Genomic DNA, 17,067 nt, shown 5'->3' on the forward strand with positions numbered 1-17,067 from the left:
CGTTGTCCATTAGCGCGCAGACGCCCATTCCAGAAGCTCCTGACGCCGTGGCGTCGGGAGCGCGGCGGCATGAACGCCAACGATAGCCCCCTCCAGCGCCAGCAAGACGTTGTGCGATAGAGAAGCATTGTTCTCGCGCAGCTTTAGCCAGGCCTGGCGGGCGCCCACCTCCCGTAGTGCTAACACGTCTGGAATGCCCGAGTGAATCAGCTGCAATTCCATATGAAAGCTGATATTGGGTAAATCCTTCAGGCGTCCCGACGACCGGCGGCGATATTTTTCACGCTGGGCGCTCTGCCACGACATCAGCGACAAGCGGAAAAGCTGTTTCTCATCGCGCCACAAGGCATCGTCGATTTGATAATACTTTAGCGGCACGATGCGCCCGTGTCGGCGCAGCATCAATAAAGGATTATGGTGTTCTACCCGATAGGCAGCGCTCTGCTCGCAGGCCTTTAGATAAATATTCTCCTCTGCCACCATCGCAAACACGGTATCTTCGATAGCCAGGCTGTAGCCGCCAAACAGAGGGCGAGAGTGAAGTTGACCCAGCGGAGAGACGCAGGCCTGAAATTGCGGGAGCCGCGGACATACGAGTTTTCTCATGATCATTCCTTTGTGAATCATGTAATTAAACTTAAGTTGTTAACGGATCCGCTAAGGGAAAACATAAGGGACTTCCCTGACAGCAGCAAGATGATTTTTGCCTGCTTTTCCACCAGAACGCGGTTTTGCGAGACGCTTTCAGAAAATTGCAGCTGTTGCTGCAACTGGCAGACAGGAGAAAAAGGATTAGTCGGTGTTAAGGATGGTGTTGCGAGTAGCCGCAAACCTGTACCGTCAGGATGGCTGAAAGCGATTAAATTTCCACCAGCAAAATGACAAATTGCGGTTGATCTTTTCCCCTGGTGGATATACTGTATATGCATACAGTAACTACAGGCGGGATAGACTATGTTTACTTCAGCTCATGCAAACCGTTCAGCACAGGCCTCTGCTCCGGCAGCCCACTACGCTCATCGTTCTGGCGAACAGGCCGCCAATGGGCTGATCAGTGAAATTGTCTATCGTGAAGATCAACCCATGATGACACAGTTGTTGTTGCTACCTTTATTACAGCAGTTGGGTCAACAGTCTCGCTGGCAGCTGTGGCTTACGCCGCAGCAAAAGCTTAGCCGCGAGTGGGTTCAGTCCGCCGGTCTGCCGCTGTCTAAGGTCATGCAAATTAGCCAGCTCTCCCCCAGTCACACTTTAGACTCGATGATCCGCGCCCTGCGTACCGGTAACTATAGTGTGGTTATCTGCTGGCTTGCGGAGGAGTTAACCGCTGACGAACATGAGCGTCTGGTGCATGCAGCCCAGGAAGGCTGCGCGATGGGATTCATCATGCGCCCGGTCCGAAATCAGGGCACGCTCGGCAGACAACTCAGCGGGCTAAAAATTCACTCAAATTTGTATCATTGAGTGAAATTAGGATTATTCCTGGAATTTTTTTTACCGGTAGTAATGGCACAGCGTTTTTTAAGGTCTTTTTCGCGGAATGCCTGCCACACGGGCATTTGTGCCTTTTTTTCGTGTACGAAAATCAACCATATTTGTTAAATATTGTGTACACAACCCTTTTTTTTCATATGCCTGACAGAGTTCACACTTGTAAGTTTCGAACTAAGTTGTAGACTTTACATCGCCAGGGGTGATCGGCTTACGCTGCATGTATCAGCATAGTTAACAACAAGTCACGCCCCCGGTGAAGGATTTAACCGTGAGGTCTTTTGTAACTTCATGGCGAATTTTGGATGATAATGAGGCGCAAAAAATGAAAAAGACAGCTATCGCGATTGCAGTGGCACTGGCTGGCTTCGCTACCGTAGCGCAGGCCGCTCCGAAAGATAACACCTGGTATGCAGGTGGTAAACTGGGTTGGTCCCAGTATCACGACACCGGTTTCTACGGTAACGGTTTCCAGGGCAACAATGGTCCGACCCGTAACGATCAGCTCGGTGCTGGTGCGTTCGGTGGTTACCAGGTTAACCCGTACCTCGGTTTCGAAATGGGTTACGACTGGCTGGGCCGTATGGCATATAAAGGCAGCGTTGACAACGGTGCTTTCAAAGCTCAGGGCGTTCAGCTGACCGCTAAACTGGGTTACCCGATCACTGACGATCTGGACATCTACACCCGTCTGGGCGGCATGGTTTGGCGCGCTGACTCCAAAGGCAACTACGCTTCTACCGGCGTTTCCCGTAGCGAACACGACACTGGCGTTTCCCCAGTATTTGCTGGCGGCGTAGAGTGGGCTGTTACTCGTGACATCGCTACCCGTCTGGAATACCAGTGGGTTAACAACATCGGCGACGCGGGCACTGTGGGTACCCGTCCTGATAACGGCATGCTGAGCCTGGGCGTTTCCTACCGTTTCGGTCAGGAAGATGCTGCACCGGTTGTAGCTCCGGCTCCGGCTCCGGCTCCGGAAGTGGCGACCAAGCACTTCACCCTGAAGTCTGACGTACTGTTCAACTTCAACAAAGCAACCCTGAAACCGGAAGGTCAGCAGGCTCTGGATCAGCTGTACACCCAGCTGAGCAACATGGATCCGAAAGACGGTTCCGCTGTTGTTCTGGGCTACACCGACCGCATCGGTTCCGAAGCTTACAACCAGCAGCTGTCTGAGAAACGTGCTCAGTCCGTTGTTGACTACCTGGTTGCTAAAGGCATCCCGGCTGGCAAAATCTCCGCTCGCGGCATGGGTGAATCCAACCCGGTTACTGGCAACACCTGTGACAACGTGAAAGCTCGCGCTGCCCTGATCGACTGCCTGGCTCCGGATCGTCGTGTAGAGATCGAAGTTAAAGGCTACAAAGAAGTTGTAACTCAGCCTGCGGCTTAAGTTACAACTGATGAAAAAACCCGCTTCGGCGGGTTTTTTTATGTCTTCTCGCTCGCTTTAGCGGCTAAAGACTGAAGGCCGTTAGAGGCGGATAATAGCCTGTGTGGAGCGACCTGCGCCTTAGTCACCACTGAACGGGCAGCCCGCTACTCCTTACCTAACAGAACCTGCAGATCGTGCTTCAGGCTCGACATTTTGCTGGCATACTTCTCTTTATGCTCAGCATCCTCAATCAGCTGGACGATGGTTTCGGACAAGGTTTTCCCTCGCCTCTGCGCCAGACCGGCAAGGCGCTGCCAGACGACAAACTCAAGGTCGATCGACTTCTTACGCGTATGCTGATGCTCGGCGTTAAAATGGCGTTTCCGTCGCGCACGGATGGTCTGTTTCATGCGGTTCATCAGCGCCGGATTCATATGCTGCTCAATCCAGGCATGCACCAGCACAGGTTCATTCTCGAGCGTCAGCAAGTCATCTACCGCAGCTTGCGCAGCGCTGGCCTCAATGTAGCGGGTAATCAGCTCACCTTCCCGGTGCTTCTTTACCAGATATTTCCATTTCCAGCCGCTTTCAAGATTTTCCAGTTGTTGATATTTCATTGCGATCTCAATGTGACCGTGTAACTCATTTCAGGATATCAGTTTTTTCCTGATGTGCTGAATATAAATCATTATTCGTGAGGTGTATGGCCGGGTAATCATCGGGGTAGCCATAATCCTCCGTGTGCTCAGACGCGGCATCAGGTATAATTGCGCGCTTTACATCTAACTAAAAAACAGCGACTTTGACCATTACGAAACTGACCCGAACCGACCTTGCGCCTGATCTGGAACCTTACCAGGCGCTGTTTGCTCAAGCTGAACTCTCTCATCCGGCCCCCTCCCTCTCGGGCGATCTGCAGCCGCGGTTGTTCTATGCGCTTGAGCAACTGCTGTACACCCCGGCAGTCTCCTCCTTCATTTTGGTGAAAGCCCCTGAGGAGCCGGAATATCTGCAATGGCTGGCGGCTGAAACTCGCACGCTGCACGAGCCTGCCGCACCGCTTCACGGAGTTCGCTATGAGGTTAACGGCGCTCACGTGACGCTCACGCCGGCGCAACGCGCTGAAGATAATTTTGCCAGTACCGCTCCGGTCGTGGCGGCCGATTGGCTGGAGGCGGAACAGCTGTTTGGCTGCGTACGCCAGTTTAACGGTGAAATCACACTCCAGCCAGGCCTGGTCCATCAGGCCAACGGCGGCGTGCTGGTGCTCTCACTACGCGCACTACTGGCGCAACCGCTGCTGTGGATGCGTCTGAAAAATATGGTGACCCGTCAGCGCTTTGACTGGCTCTCCATTGATGAATCACGGCCGCTGCCGGTCAGCATCCCTTCCATGCCGCTGAGCCTGAAAGTCATGCTGGTGGGCGAACGCGAATCGCTGGCCGATTTCCAGGAAATGGAGCCAGAGCTCTCTGCCCAGGCTATCTATAGTGAGTATGAAGACACCCTGCAGTTTGCGGACGCCGATACGCTGAAGGCCTGGTGCCAGTGGGTATGGCAGAATGCGCAGCAGCTGGAGCTACCGGGCCCGGCGAGCGATGCCTGGCCACTGCTGATCGATGAAGGGACGCGCTACACCGGCGACCAGGAGACCCTGCCGCTCAGCCCGCTATGGATAGCCCGCCAGCTGCGTGAGTCTGCCGCCTTCTGCGAAGGCGAAGAGATTACCGGCGAAGCGATGCAGACGATGCTGGCGCGCCGGGAGTGGCGTGAAGGCTACCTGGCGGAGCGTATGCAGGATGAAATCCTGCAGGAACAGATCCTGATTGAAACCGAAGGCGAATGCGTCGGGCAGATCAACGCCCTCTCAGTCATTGAATTCCCCGGTCATCCACGCGCCTTCGGCGAACCTTCGCGCATCAGCTGCGTCGTGCACATTGGCGACGGCGAGTTTATCGACGTCGAACGCAAAGCCGAGCTGGGCGGCAACATCCATGCGAAAGGCATGATGATCATGCAGGCTTTTCTGATGTCCGAGCTGGAGCTGGAGCAACAACTCCCCTTCTCCGCTTCGCTGACCTTTGAACAGTCCTACAGTGAAGTGGATGGCGACAGCGCCTCCATGGCGGAACTCTGCGCCTTAATCAGCGCGCTGGCCAACGTGCCGATTAATCAGAGCATCGCGATCACCGGCTCCGTCGACCAGTTTGGTCGTGTGCAGCCGGTCGGCGGACTGAATGAAAAAATTGAAGGTTTCTTCACAATCTGTCAGCAGCGCGGCCTCACCGGAAAACAGGGCGTGATTATCCCTGCCGCCAACGTTCGCCACCTTAGTCTGACCCACGAGCTGCGTCAGGCCGTTGCCGACAATCAGTTTGCTATCTGGGCAATAGACGATATCACCGAAGCGCTGCCGATGTTGACCCAGCTGATGTGGGACGGTGAAGGACAGACGCTGCGACAAACCATTCAGGAGCGGATAGCGCAGGCGACCCAGCAGGAGACTCGCCATCGTTTTCCGTGGCCGCTACGCTGGTTAGGTGGGACAAGTTCTAACTGATCGGACTTGTTCAGCTTACACGTGTTAGCTATCCTGCGTCCCGAACTTAAAATAAGGCTTACTGAAAACATGGTAGATAAACGCGAATCCTATACAAAAGAAGATCTTCTTGCCTCTGGTCGTGGTGAACTGTTCGGCGCGAAAGGCCCGCAGTTGCCGGCGCCAAACATGCTGATGATGGACCGCGTCATCAAAATGACCGAAACCGGTGGTAACTACGACAAAGGTTATGTTGAGGCCGAACTCGACATCAACCCGGACCTGTGGTTCTTCGGTTGCCACTTTATCGGCGATCCGGTGATGCCGGGCTGCCTGGGCCTGGATGCCATGTGGCAGCTGGTAGGTTTCTATCTCGGCTGGCTCGGCGGCGAAGGCAAAGGCCGTGCGTTGGGCGTTGGCGAAGTGAAATTCACGGGGCAGGTTCTGCCGACCGCGAAAAAAGTGACCTACCGCATCCACTTCAAACGCATCGTTAACCGTCGTCTGATTATGGGCCTTGCGGATGGAGAAGTGCTGGTTGACGATCGTCTGATCTACACCGCAAGCGATCTGAAAGTGGGTCTGTTCCAGGATACTTCCGCTTTCTGATAACGTTCAGCAGCGATTAAAAGGCGAAGCCCCCGCTATGCGGAGGCTTCTTTTTTAAAGAGACAGTGTCAGGCCGTTAGTACCCTGTCCTCCATGGCTTCTCGCCAGCCTCCCAGCCACCATGAGCGTTGATTCAAGCTCTGGTATGGACACATTTCTTTCGATCTTCCTGCGATACCCGCCTGATATCCGCGTTGATGTGCCCGTTCCAGGCGATCTCGTTTTTGTCTCTTCATGCCTCGTTTCCCTCATTCTTTGATCTGGTGGAAAAGAAAACAGTGGTCGCAAATTGTGCAGCCACGGGTTACGAATACCGCGAAATGAAGGCGACGTCAATGCGCAAAATTCACGCCATTGTCATATTTGTGACCTATATAAGAGTTCATTTTTTGTTCACCTGGCACACCGGCCGGTAACGAACTGACTTGACAAAAAAAAGCCGCGCGGCTCAGATGAACCGCGCGGCAGATCAGCGTGATGAATTTTACTTATGGCAGACGGTTAAGCTCGCTGGCAATGGCTGCCGCCTCCTGGCTCCACGCCTGCGCCAGGGTCTTGACCATCGCATCATATCCATCCTGATCCTGCTTAAGCACGATGTTAAACGGGCGCTTGATCAGCTGCCCCTGATGCTTCAGCAGCCACTCACCGCTGACGATAACCCGCCCGTCGTAGCGTCCGTGAAAGCCGTTGACCGCGACGTTGAGCGTATCCTGTTCGCTACCCAGCGGCTGGGATGACACTACCCAGCCCGGCAGCTGTTGGCTCAGGTTCGCCACCAGCGTAGTGCGCAGCTGCTGGTCCAGCGGGCTGGCCCACAGATTATTATTGGCGATCACATACTGTACGTCGGTGGTCTGGTAGACCACCCCGTTACCCGCCAGATAATCCGGGATGCTGACCTGCTCAACCCACAGCAGACGTGCCCCCTGGCTGGCGGCGCGCTGTGCGCCGCCCTGCGCCACCGGCAGCTGGTAATACGTTTTGCTTTCGCCGCCGCTACTGCATGCCGTCAGCACGCATACGGTTGCCGCGAGTAACCATTTTTTCATTATTTCGCTCCCTTCGGCTGTGGGTCTTTTTTATCCTTCGCCTCAAATACCAGCGCATTGCTCTTATCATTGAGCGTTTTCAGGACCGGCTGCAGCTCGCGCAGCACCTGATCCAGACGCTGCATATCGGCCACCATCTTATTGTAGGCCGCGGAGCCCGGCTGGAAGCCCTGCATGCTGCGGTTCAGCTCGCGCAGCGTCGTCTGCATATCGGCAGGCAACTGCTGCATCGACTGGCTGGAGGTGATCTTATTCAGACTATCCAGCGTGGTCTGCACGTGCTGCATGGTCTTCTCGCTCTGCGCCAGGGTGCTCGTCGCCTGCTCCAGCAACGGATTGAGCGGCAGGTTATTAATCTTATCCAGCGCATCCATCAGACGCTGCTGGATCTGCGCCAGACCACCGCTGATGGTCGGGATAATCGGATAGCCGTTAAACTCCTGCATTTTCCCGCGCGGCGGCGCCTTCGGATAGAAGTCGAGATCGATATACAGCGCGCCGGTCACCAGATTGCCGGTTTTCAGCGAGCCGCGCAGTCCGCGGTTGATCAGATCGTCAATGTGGGCGCGAATATTCGGATCGCCGCCCAGCTGGTTAATCAGACGTTGCGGTTCAACCCGCACTTCCACCGGAATGCGATAGTCGTCGTTCAAACGCTGCTTCAGACCGGGGATGAAGAATGGCACTTTGCCGACGGTTCCCAGACGGATGCCGCGGAACTCCACCGGCGCGCCGGGCTGCAGGCCGCGAACTGAGTCTTTGAAGAACATCACATAGTCAATATGTTCGGTAAAGACCGAATCCTGGATGCTCTTCTGATCGTCAAACAGATGGTATTCCGTTTTATTCGCCACCGGCTCGCCGAGATCCAGTCCTTCCGGAATATCGAAGCTCACGCCGCCGCCAAACAGCGTCGACAGCGAGCCCATCTCGACGCGCATCCCCGCCGAGGTCAAATCGACAGCGATCCCACTGTCTTTCCAGAAGCGGACATTGGTGGTTACCAGGCGGTCATTGGGCGCATTGATGAACAACTGATAAGTGATACGACGTTTCTGGGTGTCGAAGGTGCTGGTTTCCACCGACCCCACGCGATAGCCGCGGAACAGCACCGGATCGCCCGGCGACAGCTGGCCCGCCTTGCTGCTCTCCAGCAGAATACGGATCCCCTTGGCGTCCGGCGAGGCCAGCGGCGGAGAATCAAGCAGCGGATACTGCTCCGGCACCGTACCTTTCGACCCCGGCTGCAGTTCAATATAGGCCCCGGACAATAATGTTCCCAGGCCACTGATCCCCTCGCGCCCTACCTGCGGTTTAACCACCCAGAAGACGGAATCGTTGTGCAGTAATTTCTGCATCCCGGAATTGAGGCGGGCTTTGATTTCCACGTGGGTTAAATCGTCGGTCAGCGTGGCGCTCTCCACCACCCCAACGTCCACGCTACGGCTCTTGATACGGGTTTTTCCCCCTTCAATCCCCTCCGCATTCGTGGTGATCAGCGTGACCTCAGGTCCCTGATGGCTGTAATGATAAAACAGGATCCACGCCCCGATCAGCGCAGTGACGATAGGGAAGATCCACACCGGTGACCAGTTCTTCACCTTCTGCACTTTCGCTTCTCCGCTCTTATTTTCCATGTTGTTGTCTTTCCTCATGGCTTGAATCTGGCTCACGATCCCACAGTAAACGGGGATCAAACGTCATGGCTGAAAACATGGTCATCACCACCACCAGCGCAAACATAACCGCGCCGATGGCGGGATAGATATTCATCAACCCTCCCATGCGCACCAGCGCAGAGAGTACGGCGATGACAAAAACATCAATCATTGACCAGCGGCCAACAAATTCCACCACTTCATAGATCAGATGCATGCGTTCCGAATCGCGCGCACCGTTGCCATTGGCATTCCAGCACAGCCAGGCGATAGCGATCATCTTTAGCGTCGGCACCATAATACTGGCAATAAAAATCACCAGCGCCACCGGATAAGACCCCTCGCTCCACAGTAAAATTACCCCGGCCATGATGGTTGACGGCATTTTATCGCCCAGCAGATCGGTGATCATGATCGGCATAATATTGGCGGGGAGATAGAGGATAAATGAGGTCACCAGCAGGGCCAGCGTCCACTGCAGGCTGTTTTTACGCCGCGCCGTTCCTTTACTATGACAGCGCGGGCAGACCGTCTGGTCGACGGGTAACACCGCCGTGCAGCAGGCGCAGGAGCGCAGCCCCTGGCGGATGCCGGCCACTCCGACCTTCAGCGGTTGGCTAATGGCTGGCATGGGGGCAATATCATCCCACAGCCAGCGGCGGTCGACGCACTGGAAAGTGCGTAACTGCAGCAGACAAAACATGCACCACGGAACAAAGCTCAGACCGATACCGATATCGCCATAGGCCATCAGCTTAACGAAGCTCACCAGCACGCCGGCAAGAAAGATCTCCGCCATTCCCCACGTCTTCAGGTGAAACAGAATTCGCGCCAGAAACGCTTTCAGGCCAGCGGGCATCCTGACCCGATTGACCAACAGCAGAATGGTGACCAGGCAAAAGGCCGGTACCAGTTGCACAAAGAGTAAAAAGAAGGTGCCGAGGCTGGCGTAATCCTCGGTAAATAACACATTGGGAATTTCCAACAGCTCTATTTCGCTGCTGATCCCGCCCACTTTCATGTAGATAAATGGAAACAGGTTGGCCAACAGCAGCATAAACAGCGCGACCAACGCGTAAGCCGTGGGACGCTGGCGAGGCGCGTCCCACGTGGTGGTTAACGTTGTACCGCAGCGCGGGCAAGCGGCTTTCTGGCGATGCTCCAGCTGCGGCAAAGCCACCAGCAAATCACATTGGGGACATAAAATATGTCGCGCAGCATGATGATGATCGCACATGACAACTCCTCGGCTCAGGCGCCGTTCTTTAATCCTTCGAGATATTCCCAGCGTTCAAAGGCTGCTTCCAGCGCCTGTTCCGCTTCGGCCAGCTTTGCCAGCACCTGCTGCGTGCGATCGTGCGGTTGTCCAAAGAAGTCGGGATCGGCAACCTGTTCCTGCAGCGTCTGCAGTTCGGCCTCGAGAGCTTCCAGCTTCTGCGGCAGCTGTTCCAGCTCGCGCTGCAGGTTATAGCTTAGTTTGTTCCCACCGCGTTTGACAGTTTCTGCTTTTGGCTGAGCGACTTCCATCGTTTTTTTCGCTGCCGGCTGCTTCTGCGCCAACGACTGGGCCTGCTGGCCGCGGGCATCGTGATAGCCGCCGATGTACTGGCCGATGCGACCGCCGCCTTCGAAGATCCAGCATTCGGTTACGGTGTTATCCACGAACTGACGATCGTGGCTTACCAGCATCACGGTGCCCTGATAGCCATCGATCAGCTCTTCCAGCAGCTCCAGCGTTTCGACATCCAGGTCGTTTGTCGGTTCATCGAGAATCAATAAGTTGCTGGGTTTCAGGAACAGCCGCGCCAGCAGCAGGCGGTTACGTTCCCCACCGGAGAGCGCGCGCACCGGGGTCATCGCCCGTTTTGGATGGAACAGGAAGTCCTGCAGGTAGCCCAGCACATGGCGCGGCTTACCGTTAACCATCACCTCTTGCTTACCTTCCGCGAGGTTATCCATCACCGTCCGATCCGGATCCAGCTCTGCGCGGTGCTGGTCGAAGTAGGCGACTTCCAGTTTAGTACCGACGTGGATCCGCCCGCTGTCGGCCTGCAGCTGGCCAAGCATCAGCTTCAGCAGCGTGGTTTTCCCACAGCCGTTGGGGCCAATCAGGGCAATCTTGTCGCCACGCTGGATCTGCGCGGAGAAATCTTTCACCAGCACTTTGCCATCAACCTGGTAGTTGACGTTCTCCATTTCGAACACGATTTTGCCGGAGCGCGAAGCCTCTTCAACCTGCATTCTGGCACTGCCCATCACTTCCCGGCGCTCTCCGCGCTCGCGACGCATCGCCTTCAGGGCGCGAACGCGGCCTTCGTTACGCGTGCGGCGCGCTTTGATCCCCTGGCGGATCCATACCTCTTCCTGGGCCAGCTTGCGGTCGAATTCCGCATTCTGCAGCTCTTCAACCCGCAGGGCTTCCTCTTTATCCAGCAGATACTGATCGTAATCGCCCGGGTAGGTCACCAGCTTGCCGCGATCGAGGTCGACGATGCGCGTCGCCATATTGCGGATAAAGGAGCGGTCGTGCGAAATAAAGATAATGGTGCCTTTAAAGGTTTTGAGGAACCCTTCCAGCCAGTCGATGGTTTCGATATCCAGGTGGTTGGTGGGTTCATCGAGCAGCAGCACGCGCGGCCCGCTGACCAGCGCGCGGCCCAGCGCCGCTTTACGCAGCCAGCCACCGGACAGGGATGCCAGCTGCGCGTTGGCGTCGAGACCAAGCTGCTCAATCACTTCGTTAATGCGGCTGTCCAGCTGCCACAGCCCCAGGTTATCGAGCTGCTCCTGCAGGCGCGCCAGTTCATTTAAATTTTTGTCACTCGGATCGGTCATGACCTGATGCGACACGTCATGATAGGCCTTCAGGTAGGCCGCCTGCTCGGCGATGCCTTCCGCGACAAAATCGTACACCGTACCGGCGACATTGCGCGGCGGATCCTGCTGCAGACGCGCCACAATCAGATCCTGTTCATAAATAATGCGCCCGTCATCCAGCCCCTGCTCGCGGTTGAGGATCTTCATCAGGGTCGATTTACCGGCGCCGTTGCGTCCGACGAGGCAGACGCGTTCGTTATCTTCGATATGCAGCTCGGCATTATCCAGCAGCGGCGCATCGCTGAAGGAAAGCCAGGCGCCGTGCATACTAATCAGTGACATTCTTTATTCCTTTCAGGCTGCGGTAATCAGCCAGCAGTTGTGGATCTGACGGTTGCGGGCAAAATCCTGCGACAGCGTTTTTTGCGAAATCTCTTGCGCCTTCAGGCCAAGCGCCGCCAGCCCGTCATGATCCATACGGAAACCGCGTTTGTTATTCGAGAACATAATGGTGCCGCCTTTACGCAGCAGACGTTTCAGATCGGTCATCAGGCGAATGTGATCGCGCTGGACGTCGAAAGCATCTTCCATTCGTTTGGAGTTGGAGAAGGTCGGCGGATCGATAAAGATCAGATCGAACTGCTCGGTGCTCTCCCGCAGCCAGCCCAGCACGTCCGCCTGCATCAGGCGATGCGCGCGGCCGGTCAGGCCATTGAGACGCAGGTTGCGTTCCGCCCATTCCAGGTAGGTGCGCGACATATCCACCGTGGTGGTGGAGCGCGCGCCGCCGAGACCGGCGTGGACGCTGGCGCTGCCGGTATAGGAGAACAGGTTCAGGAAGTCCTTGCCTTTGCTCATCTGGCCGAGCATACGGCGGGCGATACGGTGGTCGAGGAACAGACCGGTATCCAGGTAGTCGGTGAGGTTGACCCACAGGCGCGCGTTGTACTCCTGCACCTCGATAAAGTCGCCCTTCTCCGCCATCTTCTGGTACTGGTTTTTCCCCTTCTGCCGCTCGCGGGTCTTCAGCACCAGCTTGTTAGGCGCCATGTCCAGTACGGCGATGGTCGCGGCGATAATATCGAACAGGCGCTGGCGCGCTTTGTGCGCATCGACGGTTTTCGGCGGGGCATATTCCTGGACCACCACCCAGTCGGCGTAGCGGTCGATGGCCACGTTGTATTCCGGCAGGTCAGCATCGTACAGGCGATAGCATTCAATGCCTTCCTGACGGGCCCATTTTTCAAACTTCTTCAGGTTCTTACGCAGACGGTTAGCAAAATCTTCCGCCAGCATCGCCGGCTTGCCGCCTTCGCTCTCCGCCAGGTGATAATTCTTCTGTACGCAGTCCAGCGGGCCGTTCTTGGCTTTAAACTGTTTGTCGGCGCGCAGCTGCAGGCAGCTTAACAGCTCCGGCGAGGCGCTGAACACCGACAGGTTCCAGCCGCCAAACTGACTTTTCATGATCCGGCCCAGCAGGCTGTGCAGGGCAATCAGCGCCGGCTCGCTTTCCAGACGCTCGCCGTACGGCGGGTTGCTGATCACGGTGCCGTACGGGCCTTTCGGTAGCGGATTATTCAGCTGGGCGACGTCTTTGACTTCAAAATCGATCAGCTCGCCGATGCCGGCCCGACGGGCGTTGCGACGGGCGCGGTCAATGACGCGTTCGTCGACATCAGAGCCATAGAAGCGTGACCCATATGCCGCCAGCCCCTGACGGGCGCGCGTTTGCGCTTCCGCTTTCACTTCTTTCCAGATGGCGTCGTCGTGCTGCGCCCAGCCGCCAAAGCCCCAGTGGCCGCGGTGCAGACCCGGCGCGCGGTCGGTCGCCAGCATCGCCGCCTCAATCAGCAGGGTACCGGAGCCGCACATCGGATCGAGGAGCGGGGTGCCCGGCACCCAGCCGGAGCGCATCACGATCGCCGCCGCGAGGTTTTCTTTGATCGGCGCCATACCGGTGCCATCGCGGTAGCCGCGCAGGTGCAGGCCTTCGCCGCTCAGATCCAGCGAGATGTGCGCCGTCTCTTTGTTCAGCCAGACGTTGATCCGCAGATCGGGCGACTCACGATCGACGTTCGGGCGCGGCAGGTTCTTACGGGTGAAGCTGTCGACAATGGCGTCTTTGACCTTCAGCGCACCGTACTGGCTGTTGCGGATCTCCTCATTGAGGCCGCTAAAATGCACCGCGAAGGTGGCGCCAGGGTTGAACATCTCCGTCCACGGAATGGCCTGTACGCCGAGGTACAGATCCAGATCGCTGTATACGCGACACTCGCCCAGCGGCAGCATGATGCGCGAAGCCAGCCGGCTCCACATCAGGCTTTGATACAGCAGGCGCGTATCCCCCTGAAAATGGACCCCGCCCTGGACTACCTGGCAGTCCGTCGCGCCAAGCCCTTCCAGTTCAGTTTTTAACAGCTCTTCCAGCCCACGAGCCGTACTGGCAAACAGAGAATTCATATCGTCACTTTTACTTAAAGAAAATTGGTGCGCATTATAGCCAATATGTGCCCTATGTCATAAAGTTATAGGCTTATTTTTGGAACCCGGAGGCAGCGTATGGTAACGCTCTCGCGTCTTTTTATTCATCCCGTTAAATCCATGCGCGGCATGGGCCTGACCCACGCCTTTGCCGATATCAGCGGCCTGGCCTTCGATCGCCTGTTTATGGTCACCGAAACCGACGGCACCTTTATTACCGCCCGTCAGTTTCCGCAAATGGTGAAATTTATTCCGGCGCCGCTGCATGATGGCCTTCACCTGACCGCACCGGACGGCAGCAGCGCCGTGGTGCGTTTTAACGATTTCGCCCCTCAGGCCGAGCCGACAGAAGTCTGGGGCAACCATTTTACCGCCCTTATCGCGCCCGCCGCCGTTAATCAGTGGCTCAGCGGCTTTTTCAATCGCGATGTCCAGCTGCGCTGGCTGGGGCCACAGTTAACCCGCCGGGTGAAGCGCCACGATGCGGTACCGCTCTCCTTCGCCGACGGCTACCCTTACCTGCTGGCTAACGAGGCCTCGCTGCGCGACCTGCAGCAGCGCTGCCCGGCAAGCGTAAGCATAGAACAGTTTCGCCCTAATCTCGTGGTCACCGGCGCGGCGGCCTGGGATGAAGACAGCTGGAAAGTGATCCGCGTCGGCGAGGTGGTATTTGACGTCGCCAAGCCGTGCAGCCGCTGCATTTTTACCACCGTCAGTCCGGAGCGCGGGCAGAAGCATCCCAGCGGAGAGCCGCTGGAAACCTTAAAGCGCTTCCGCACCGCGCAGGATAATGGCGATGTCGACTTTGGTCAGAACCTGATAGCCCGTAACAGCGGCGTGATCCGGGTGGGGGATGAAGTGGAAATCCTCGCCCGCGGCCCGGCGAAAGCCTACGGCGCCGGCGAAAGCGACGATACCCCGGCTCCCGAGGCGCAGCAGCAGGCCACGGTTGCCATTGAATGGCAGGGTCAACAATTTACCGGCAATAACCAGCAGGTGCTGCTGGAACAACTGGAGCAACAGGGCATTCGCGTACCCTACTCGTGTCGGGCGGGGATCTGCGGCAGCTGCCGCATCCGTCTTGAAGAGGGGGAAGTGAGTCCGTTAAAGAAAAATGCGGTCGCCGGAGATGGCACCATTCTCGCCTGCAGCTGCGTGCCGAAAACGGCCCTGCGCCTGGCGCCTTAAACCGCCTGCCCCAGGCTGTAGCTGACCGCGCTTTGCGCCGGCTGCAGCCTGTCGTTCATGATTTTAATCACATCGCCCAGCTGCATAACGCGGCCGGCAAGCGTGAGACCCGGCTGGGCCAGCAGACAAAGCGCGGCGTTATCGCCCGGCTCCACCACCAGCAAATTGACCTGCTCCCCGGTATCGCTCAGCCAGACGCAGGCCGCGTCGCCGCCGCTCGGCTGCCAGTGATGGGGATGGGCGACGAAGTGCCAGCTTTTCGGCATCTGCGGTTTGAGAAAACGGATCGCGGTTAATGCGTTGAGGACTAATTCCGCCCGCTGCTCTTTCGACAACTCGAAATCGCGGCATTTTTCTTCAAAGGAGAAATAGAGCGCGGCGTCATCGACGCAGAATCCCGATGGGGCAAAAGCGTCCGGGGTCAGCATGCGCCGGGCGAAGCGCGAGCGAAATAACATGCCATTGGCCAGATCGAGCATCATGCGGTCGTGCTCTTCATCGTAATACCAACGCCAGTTATCGTCAGGTTTAATCCGCATTTTTCCCCCTGTCCCCTTTCATACGCCTCTGCAAAGTTGTTGCGACTTGCCGCAGAATATTTTCTAAAATTAAGAAAAGTCTAAAATGTTTAAATAAGCAACAGTGAGGGAATATAAAACAACCAGGGCCGGAAATAAAGCCCTGGGTGGGATTCAGAGGAGGAAAAGATTAGATGTGGGTAACAATTTCTTTAATCAGCGGCGGACCTTTAAAAATAAATCCGGAATAGATCTGCACCAGCGATGCTCCGGCGGCCATTTTTTCCCGCGCGGCAATCACGGAATCAATACCGCCCACGCCAATGATAGGCAAGCGGCCATTGAGCTCAGCAGAGAGCATACGGATAATTTCGGTACTTTTTAATTGTAATGGACGACCGCTAAGTCCGCCGGTCTCATCGCAATGTTTCATTCCCTGAACCAGAGAACGATCGAGGGTGGTATTGGTGGCAATCACGCCATCAATATTATGACGCACGAGGCTATCGGCAACCTGGATCAATTCCTCAGGCAAAAGATCCGGCGCGATCTTCACGGCGACCGGAACATATTTTTGATGCTTCTGCTGCAGCTCAAGCTGCTTATTTTTAATACCGGAGAGTAAATCATCGAGCGCTTCGCCGTATTGCAGCGTGCGCAGCCCCGGGGTATTCGGCGAGGAGATATTAATGGCGATATAGCCGGCGTAGGGATAGACTTTTTCCATACAAATCAGGTAATCATCTTTCCCGTGCTCAACCGGCGTGTCTTTATTTTTGCCGATATTGATGCCCAGCACGCCGTCAAAATGCGCCTTTTTCACGTTCTCAACCAGGTTATCGACGCCATGGTTATTAAAGCCCATGCGGTTGATCAACCCCTCGGCATCCACCAGACGGAAGATCCTTGGCTTATCGTTGCCCGGTTGCGGACGCGGCGTCACGGTGCCGATCTCAATGGATCCAAAACCCATCGCGCCCAGCGCGTCAATGCATTCCCCGTTTTTATCCAGCCCGGCCGCCAGACCCAGCGGGTTTTTAAAGGTCAGCCCCATGCAGGTGACAGGCCTGGCCGGCACCTTCTGGCGAACCAGTATTTCCAGCGGCGTCCCGGTGACACGGCGTAATTGTTGAAAGGTAACTTCATGAGCGCGCTCAGGATCGAGCTGAAAAAGGGCTTTACGAACGAAGGGGTAGTACATGAACTCTCCTGGATTCCCGGTGTGCAAACCGGGGGCGTATTATGTGCGATCTGTTGCGGAAAGGGAATTGACCTGCGACAAAAAATCCCCCATCAGCGCAAACGATTACCTCCCCGCGCGCCGTTATGCGCTTTT

The 17,067-nt window shown here is 56.3% G+C and carries 16 protein-coding genes; 5 read left to right on the top strand and 11 right to left on the bottom strand.

What is annotated here, in order from left to right; translation table 11 throughout:
• Window positions 1–9: 9 nt before the first annotated feature.
• Complete coding sequence (locus LGM20_RS16600; protein WP_044521939.1) at window positions 10–606, bottom strand: TfoX/Sxy family DNA transformation protein; 597 nt, start codon at window positions 604–606, stop codon at window positions 10–12.
• 17 nt (window positions 607–623) lie between these two features.
• The gene (locus tag LGM20_RS16605) at window positions 624–929 is read right to left on the bottom strand and encodes a hypothetical protein (RefSeq protein WP_158239089.1); all 306 of its coding nucleotides are present in this window, start codon (window positions 927–929) and stop codon (window positions 624–626) included.
• Window positions 930–954: 25 nt separating this feature from the next.
• Between LGM20_RS16605 and sulA the strand changes: the two genes are divergently transcribed.
• Both sulA and ompA read left to right on the top strand, forming a co-directional pair.
• On the top strand, window positions 955–1,464 hold the full coding sequence (gene sulA / locus LGM20_RS16610; protein ID WP_023289052.1) for an SOS-induced cell division inhibitor SulA: 510 nt from the start codon (window positions 955–957) through the stop codon (window positions 1,462–1,464).
• Window positions 1,465–1,816: 352 nt separating this feature from the next.
• The gene (gene ompA / locus LGM20_RS16615) at window positions 1,817–2,887 is read left to right on the top strand and encodes a porin OmpA (protein WP_044521956.1); all 1,071 of its coding nucleotides are present in this window, start codon (window positions 1,817–1,819) and stop codon (window positions 2,885–2,887) included.
• Window positions 2,888–3,033: 146 nt separating this feature from the next.
• On the opposite strand, the gene matP is transcribed toward ompA, so the two are convergent.
• Window positions 3,034–3,486: a macrodomain Ter protein MatP gene (gene matP / locus LGM20_RS16620; RefSeq protein ID WP_002898404.1), complete on the bottom strand. Its 453-nt coding sequence runs from the start codon at window positions 3,484–3,486 to the stop codon at window positions 3,034–3,036.
• A gap of 185 nt (window positions 3,487–3,671) precedes the next feature.
• Here matP and LGM20_RS16625 point away from each other — a divergent pair, with 185 nt between their 5' ends.
• Both LGM20_RS16625 and fabA read left to right on the top strand, forming a co-directional pair.
• Window positions 3,672–5,429 carry an AAA family ATPase gene (locus LGM20_RS16625; protein ID WP_044521938.1) on the top strand — a complete coding sequence of 586 codons (1,758 nt, stop codon included), beginning with the start codon at window positions 3,672–3,674 and terminating at the stop codon, window positions 5,427–5,429.
• A gap of 69 nt (window positions 5,430–5,498) precedes the next feature.
• Entirely contained in the window at window positions 5,499–6,017 is a 519-nt protein-coding gene (fabA, locus tag LGM20_RS16630) for a bifunctional 3-hydroxydecanoyl-ACP dehydratase/trans-2-decenoyl-ACP isomerase (protein WP_004201428.1), read from the top strand.
• Window positions 6,018–6,085: 68 nt separating this feature from the next.
• Here fabA and rmf read toward each other — a convergent pair whose 3' ends face one another.
• The 6 genes from rmf to rlmKL all read right to left on the bottom strand — a co-directional run bounded on the left by rmf (window position 6,086) and on the right by rlmKL (window position 14,004).
• Window positions 6,086–6,253, bottom strand: a complete 168-nt coding sequence (rmf, locus tag LGM20_RS16635) for a ribosome modulation factor (protein ID WP_002898396.1) — start codon at window positions 6,251–6,253, stop codon at window positions 6,086–6,088.
• 252 nt (window positions 6,254–6,505) lie between these two features.
• The gene (gene pqiC / locus LGM20_RS16640) at window positions 6,506–7,069 is read right to left on the bottom strand and encodes a membrane integrity-associated transporter subunit PqiC (RefSeq protein ID WP_032455285.1); all 564 of its coding nucleotides are present in this window, start codon (window positions 7,067–7,069) and stop codon (window positions 6,506–6,508) included.
• Window positions 7,069–8,706: an intermembrane transport protein PqiB gene (pqiB, locus tag LGM20_RS16645; RefSeq protein WP_032455284.1), complete on the bottom strand. Its 1,638-nt coding sequence runs from the start codon at window positions 8,704–8,706 to the stop codon at window positions 7,069–7,071. The genes pqiC and pqiB overlap by 1 nt, the downstream gene beginning before the upstream one ends.
• On the bottom strand, window positions 8,696–9,964 hold the full coding sequence (pqiA, locus tag LGM20_RS16650) for a membrane integrity-associated transporter subunit PqiA (protein ID WP_023289047.1): 1,269 nt from the start codon (window positions 9,962–9,964) through the stop codon (window positions 8,696–8,698). Before pqiA ends, pqiB begins: the two co-directional genes overlap by 11 nt.
• 14 nt (window positions 9,965–9,978) lie before the next feature.
• Window positions 9,979–11,886 carry an ABC transporter ATP-binding protein gene (locus LGM20_RS16655; protein WP_023289046.1) on the bottom strand — a complete coding sequence of 636 codons (1,908 nt, stop codon included), beginning with the start codon at window positions 11,884–11,886 and terminating at the stop codon, window positions 9,979–9,981.
• Window positions 11,887–11,898: 12 nt separating this feature from the next.
• Window positions 11,899–14,004, bottom strand: coding sequence for a bifunctional 23S rRNA (guanine(2069)-N(7))-methyltransferase RlmK/23S rRNA (guanine(2445)-N(2))-methyltransferase RlmL (gene rlmKL / locus LGM20_RS16660; protein ID WP_023289045.1), 2,106 nt, complete (start codon window positions 14,002–14,004; stop codon window positions 11,899–11,901).
• 99 nt (window positions 14,005–14,103) lie between these two features.
• On the opposite strand from rlmKL, the gene LGM20_RS16665 reads away from it, so the two are divergent.
• The gene (locus tag LGM20_RS16665) at window positions 14,104–15,213 is read left to right on the top strand and encodes a YcbX family protein (RefSeq protein WP_017899457.1); all 1,110 of its coding nucleotides are present in this window, start codon (window positions 14,104–14,106) and stop codon (window positions 15,211–15,213) included.
• Here LGM20_RS16665 and zapC read toward each other — a convergent pair.
• On the bottom strand, window positions 15,210–15,752 hold the full coding sequence (gene zapC / locus LGM20_RS16670; RefSeq protein WP_023289043.1) for a cell division protein ZapC: 543 nt from the start codon (window positions 15,750–15,752) through the stop codon (window positions 15,210–15,212). The two genes, LGM20_RS16665 and zapC, sit on opposite strands and share 4 nt — an antisense overlap.
• A 169-nt stretch (window positions 15,753–15,921) precedes the next feature.
• Window positions 15,922–16,932, bottom strand: a complete 1,011-nt coding sequence (gene pyrD, locus LGM20_RS16675) for a quinone-dependent dihydroorotate dehydrogenase (RefSeq protein ID WP_004201417.1) — start codon at window positions 16,930–16,932, stop codon at window positions 15,922–15,924.
• Window positions 16,933–17,067 lie beyond the last annotated feature (135 nt).

The sequence above is a fragment of the Klebsiella quasipneumoniae subsp. quasipneumoniae genome (assembly GCF_020525925.1).
Lineage (GTDB): Bacteria > Pseudomonadota > Gammaproteobacteria > Enterobacterales > Enterobacteriaceae > Klebsiella > Klebsiella quasipneumoniae.

What these genes read in the sequence shown, in the direction of transcription:
- LGM20_RS16600 (WP_044521939.1), bottom strand. Translation starts at nt 606, where the DNA reads ATGAGAAAACTCGTATGTCCGCGGCTCCCGCAATTTCAGGCCTGCGTC.
- LGM20_RS16605 (WP_158239089.1), bottom strand. Translation starts at nt 929, where the DNA reads ATGCATATACAGTATATCCACCAGGGGAAAAGATCAACCGCAATTTGT.
- sulA (WP_023289052.1), top strand. Translation starts at nt 955, where the DNA reads ATGTTTACTTCAGCTCATGCAAACCGTTCAGCACAGGCCTCTGCTCCG.
- ompA (WP_044521956.1), top strand. Translation starts at nt 1,817, where the DNA reads ATGAAAAAGACAGCTATCGCGATTGCAGTGGCACTGGCTGGCTTCGCT.
- matP (WP_002898404.1), bottom strand. Translation starts at nt 3,486, where the DNA reads ATGAAATATCAACAACTGGAAAATCTTGAAAGCGGCTGGAAATGGAAA.
- fabA (WP_004201428.1), top strand. Translation starts at nt 5,499, where the DNA reads ATGGTAGATAAACGCGAATCCTATACAAAAGAAGATCTTCTTGCCTCT.
- rmf (WP_002898396.1), bottom strand. Translation starts at nt 6,253, where the DNA reads ATGAAGAGACAAAAACGAGATCGCCTGGAACGGGCACATCAACGCGGA.
- pqiC (WP_032455285.1), bottom strand. Translation starts at nt 7,069, where the DNA reads ATGAAAAAATGGTTACTCGCGGCAACCGTATGCGTGCTGACGGCATGC.
- pqiB (WP_032455284.1), bottom strand. Translation starts at nt 8,706, where the DNA reads ATGGAAAATAAGAGCGGAGAAGCGAAAGTGCAGAAGGTGAAGAACTGG.
- pqiA (WP_023289047.1), bottom strand. Translation starts at nt 9,964, where the DNA reads ATGTGCGATCATCATCATGCTGCGCGACATATTTTATGTCCCCAATGT.
- LGM20_RS16655 (WP_023289046.1), bottom strand. Translation starts at nt 11,886, where the DNA reads ATGTCACTGATTAGTATGCACGGCGCCTGGCTTTCCTTCAGCGATGCG.
- rlmKL (WP_023289045.1), bottom strand. Translation starts at nt 14,004, where the DNA reads ATGAATTCTCTGTTTGCCAGTACGGCTCGTGGGCTGGAAGAGCTGTTA.
- LGM20_RS16665 (WP_017899457.1), top strand. Translation starts at nt 14,104, where the DNA reads ATGGTAACGCTCTCGCGTCTTTTTATTCATCCCGTTAAATCCATGCGC.
- zapC (WP_023289043.1), bottom strand. Translation starts at nt 15,752, where the DNA reads ATGCGGATTAAACCTGACGATAACTGGCGTTGGTATTACGATGAAGAG.
- pyrD (WP_004201417.1), bottom strand. Translation starts at nt 16,932, where the DNA reads ATGTACTACCCCTTCGTTCGTAAAGCCCTTTTTCAGCTCGATCCTGAG.